Source organism: Mesorhizobium sp. M7A.F.Ca.US.002.01.1.1 (assembly GCF_004022955.1).
GTDB classification, from domain to species: Bacteria; Pseudomonadota; Alphaproteobacteria; order Rhizobiales; family Rhizobiaceae; genus Mesorhizobium; species Mesorhizobium ciceri.
On record NZ_RZQE01000471.1, the window covers coordinates 1 to 4,572 of the forward strand.

Genomic DNA, 4,572 nt, shown 5'->3' on the forward strand with positions numbered 1-4,572 from the left:
GGATAAGGGGTGCCGATGCCGCCGGCACTGGTCAGGATTTGCCCGACCAGTTTCGCCATTCCATTGGCGATCTCATAAGGCGTCCGGCGGAAATAGGACTTGGTGTCGTTGGTTCCGAGCATGACGATGACCAGGTCCAGCGGCAGATGGCTGGCGATGGCCGAGGGCAGGTAATTGGCGCCGTTCAGGCGCGGATCGTTGGGGTCGTCGAGACAGGTCGTGCGCGCGCTCAGGCCTTCCTCGATGATGTGGTAGCCCCCTCCCAGCGCCGCCGCCATCACACCGGTCCAGCGCTGGTCATAGGGGTAGCGGTAGGTCGGCGACCCCTCCTTGACCGGAACCCAGCCCCAGGTCAGCGAGTCGCCGTAGCACATGATGTTTTTTGGCGGTGACATCCATGTTCTCCATCTGTTTGCAATTGTCTGAACGCGTGGATTTGTCAGTCCCGGCGAACGCCGGTCGGCTTGCTTTTCGCCGTCTCAGGTCAGGGGTTTCGCACCCGCACTCCGTAGAAGATCGCGGCACCCAGGATGATGACGCCCTGCGCGATAAGCTTGCCGGGCTCGTCGATGCCGAGCACCGTCATCACCACGAACAGCAGAGCAAAGCACAACGCCCCGAAGAAAGGTCCCCAGACGCCACCGTCGCCGCGACCGAAGACGACGCCGCCGAGGATCGTTGCCGCGACCGCCAGGATCGGCAGGTCGAGGCCGACACGGACGCTGCCGACGGCGATCGAACCGGTCTGCACCAGGGCCGCGATCGCCGCGATCAGGCCGGCGAGCGTGTGCGCAAGGATCACCGTGCGCTGGACCGGCACGCCGGAAAAATGCGCGGCTTCGGCATTCTCCCCGACCGAGGCGACGTAGCGGCCAAAGACGGTCCGCGACAGCAGCAGCCACACCAAAGCGGTCAGCAGGACCCAGAACAGCACCGGCGTCGGAACCGACAGGAATTTCGTGTTGTAGAGGTCGTTGAACAGCTTCGGCACATCGCCGGGCGGATTGCCGCTCGACAGGAACTGCACCAGCCCGACCAGGATGATGCTGACCGCCAGCGTGACGATGACCGCCGACACCCGCCGGCTCCCTATCATGAAGCCGTTGAACAGGCCGATGACGAGGCCGGTACCGAGCGCCAGCACGACGAAGAAAGGCATCGACGCGCCGGGGAAAGTGCCTGACGAAATGAAATAGTTGATGAGCAGGATGATGCCGCCGCCGGAAAGGTCGATCGACTTCACCCGCATGACGACGAGCTGCCCCAGAACCAGGATGCCGAGCGGGACGATCTGCCTGACGAAGATACCCATGATGTTGAGGTTGAGCATGTTCGGTCGTGCGATCCACAGCGTGGCCAGCAGCACGAGGAAGACAAAATAGGACGGCGGTATGCGCAGCAGGCGCCGGGCGATCGGATTTGCGAGAACGGCAGCCATCTTTTAGAGCCCCATCTTCTTGCGGGATTGCAGCCCGACCACCGCCAGCAGGATGCCGCCCTTGATCGCGGTCTGGACGAACGGCGAGACGTTGGCGAGGTTCATGCCATTGGCCAGCAGCGCCATGACCAGCGCGCCGATCACGGTGCCGTGCAGGCTGCCTATGCCACCGGAAAGCTGGGTGCCTCCAAGCGCCACGGCGGTGACGGTATCGAGTTCGAAAAGCAGCCCGACATTCGGATCGCCCGACACGATGCGCCCGGCCAGGAAGACACCGGCAACGGCTGCGAAACAGGAACAGATCACATAGGCGAGGATGATGTTGCGGCGGTCGGAGACGCCGAAATTGCGGGCAGCACTCTCGGCGCCGGACGCGATGCCGCCGCCGATCGCAAACAGATGCAGCCCATACCGGGATCCGTAGAGCAGTTTCCACGCTGCCAGGATCACGACGATGCCCCAGAAAACCGGATAGGGAATGCCGAGGAAACTGCCCGAGACGGCATCGATGACGATCTCCGGCACCGTGCCGCCGGAGACGGGCCGCAGGATGCGCGTGATGCCGAGCACGATGTACTGCGTCGACAGCGTCGCGATGATCGGATGGACGTTGAAACGGGTGATCGCCAGACCGTTGATCAGCCCGATGACTGCCGCCAGCACGAGGACCGCCGGGATCAACACAATCGCTGGCTGGTCGAGCGCCAGCACCGCGGTGGTGAAGCTGATGACCGAGCCGACCGACAGGTCGAGCCCGCCGATGAGCACGACGACGAGCTGTCCGATCGCCGCGATGATCAGCGGCATCGCCTGGGCAACCAGGTTGAAGAGGTTTTCGGCCGTGGCGAACTGCGTCGTCTCGACAGTCAGCCACAGCGAAATGAGCAACGCGACCAGCAGCGGCAGGCCCCACAGGCCCTGCCGCGTGTTCCGGCCATTCAGGATGTTGAAAACCGAACGAACCATGGCAGGCCCCTAATGCTGGCGCGTGGAGCCGCCCATGAGGGCCGCGTCGAGAATCTTGTGTTCGCTCGCCTGCGCTGCCGGCATTTCGGCCACGATCGTGTCGTGATGGACGACGTAGATGCGGTCGCAGAGCCCGATCAGCTCGATCGTCTCGCGCGAGAGCACCAGCACCGCGCCGCCCTTCGCGGTGAAGTCCCGCAGAAGATGGTAGATCTCGGACTTGGCGCCGATGTCGACACCGCGCGTCGGCTCTTCGACCAGCAGAAGATCGAGATCGGCGGCAAGGTAGCGGCCGAGCAGAACCTTTTGCTGGTTGCCGCCCGACAGCGAACCGACCGCAGCCGACAGGCCCGCCGCCTTTATGTTCATGACCTCCATCATGCGGGCGATGACGTTTCGATATGGCCGCGCCGGCGCAAGTTCAGGGCGCCTCGAATGCAATCCGATGGCGATGTTGTGGGCGATCGGCAAAGCGAGGAAGAGCCCCTCTTCCTTGCGGTCCTCGGGAACGAAGCCGACCTTCAGCTGCTGCAAATACCGAACGCCCGCCGACGCCGGGAGCGGCATCTTCAGCGCCTTGCCGTTGATAGAAATCGTCCCGGCGAAGGGATGGTAGCGGCCAATCAGCGATCGCAGGAAGCGCTGCTGGCCCTGCCCTTCCAGCCCGGCCAGGGCGACGATCTCGCCCTTGTGCAAAGTCAGCGACAGCGGCTGCGATGTCTCGGTGATCTTGAGGTTTTCGACGCGCAGGATCTCATCGCCTACATCGCCCGTACGATCGGGAAAAAGGTCCTGGAGTTCGCGTCCGACCATCATGGCGATGAGTTCGTCGGTGGTGATCTCGGACACCGTCCTGGTGCCGACCAGTGCGCCATCCTTCAGCACCGTCACCGTGTCGCACAACTCGAAGATCTCCTCCATGCGATGCGAGATGTAGACGATGGCTTTTCCCTTGTCGCGCAGCCGGCGGATGTTGCGGTTGAGCACATCGACATCGGCCGCGTTGAGAGCCGCCGTCGGCTCATCGAGGATGAGCACGCTGGCGTCGGCCTGGATGCAATGCGCGATCTCGACGAATTGCCGCTCGGCGATCGTCAGGCTGGAAACGAGTTGCGACGGGTCGAGCGTGAGGCCGAGTTCGCCAAGCGCCCTGGCGGTCTGCCTTTTCATCGCGGGATAGTCGATCGAGCCGAACCGGGTCGTCGGCTCCCGGCCGAGGAACATGTTCTCGGCGATCGACAGATTGGGCAGCAGCGAATGCTCCTGGAAAACGGTCGAAATGCCGGCATCGAGCGCGGCGCGCGGCGACTTCAGATCGAGCTTCTCACCGCTCATGAAGATCTCGCCGGAATCGGGCTGATGCACGCCCGCCAGAATCTTCATCAACGTCGATTTGCCGGCACCGTTCTCGCCCATCAGGGCGTGGATGCTGCCCGCCTTGAGGTCGAGGGAAACGGAGTGGAGCGCCTTGCTCCCTCCGAATGCCTTCGAAATGTGGGACATCTCGACAAGATTGGTCACGAAACCCTCGAACGAACCGGATTCGACACATGGAACGGCCTGCGGGGAATGTTTGTCCACTCCCCGCCAGCCACGGCGCCGTCACTTCTTGCCGTAATATTCCTTGAGCTTGTCTTCCGGCAGTTCGCTTGGCCACCAGACATTGGCGGTCAGGTCATCGCGATAGTATTTCTTGGCCTTGTCCTGGTCCCATCCGTCGGGATTGTAGACATAGCGCTTGTAGAGCTGCTTGCCTTCCAGAAGGGCAACGGCAGCGCGCACGCCGGCAGCGCCCTGGGCGGGACTGTATTCCGGAGAGATCGACTTGAACCCATCCGTAATCCACTGGCCGAAATAGCCATTGTTGCCCTCGCCCGAAATCGGCGGAATGGGTGTGCCGAACTGCTTGAAGACATCGACGCAGGCGCGCGTCATGTCGGCGCCGGACGACCAGATGCCGTCGACCTGCGGATTGTTCAGATAGAGCGTCTCGCACAGCTTCTTGGCCTTGTCGTACTGCCAGTCGCCATGCTCCTCGGCAATGATCTGCACATGCGTGCCCTTGAGCGATTCCAGGAGGCCGTTATAGCGGTTGGTGTCTTCCGGATGGCCGGCCAGGCCACGCAGGACCCAGATCTTGCCGTTGTCGCCGACGGTCTTCACCAGCC

General features: G+C 62.9%; 5 protein-coding genes. All 5 read right to left on the reverse strand.

Features of this window, described 5'->3' with window-relative positions:
- A partial coding sequence (locus EN932_RS29885) for a GDSL-type esterase/lipase family protein (RefSeq protein ID WP_245483348.1) occupies positions 1 to 395 on the reverse strand: 395 nt, incomplete at its 3' end.
- Between the two features lie 89 nt (positions 396 to 484).
- The gene (locus EN932_RS29890) at positions 485 to 1,438 is read right to left on the reverse strand and encodes an ABC transporter permease (protein ID WP_063168693.1); all 954 of its coding nucleotides are present in this window, start codon (positions 1,436 to 1,438) and stop codon (positions 485 to 487) included.
- 3 nt (positions 1,439 to 1,441) lie between these two features.
- Positions 1,442 to 2,404 carry an ABC transporter permease gene (locus tag EN932_RS29895; RefSeq protein WP_127368125.1) on the reverse strand — a complete coding sequence of 321 codons (963 nt, stop codon included), beginning with the start codon at positions 2,402 to 2,404 and terminating at the stop codon, positions 1,442 to 1,444.
- 9 nt (positions 2,405 to 2,413) lie between these two features.
- Entirely contained in the window at positions 2,414 to 3,925 is a 1,512-nt protein-coding gene (locus EN932_RS29900) for a sugar ABC transporter ATP-binding protein (protein WP_127368126.1), read from the reverse strand.
- 81 nt (positions 3,926 to 4,006) lie between these two features.
- Positions 4,007 to 4,572 (reverse strand): substrate-binding domain-containing protein (locus EN932_RS29905; protein ID WP_164890683.1); only part of this gene is annotated, 566 nt, incomplete at its 5' end.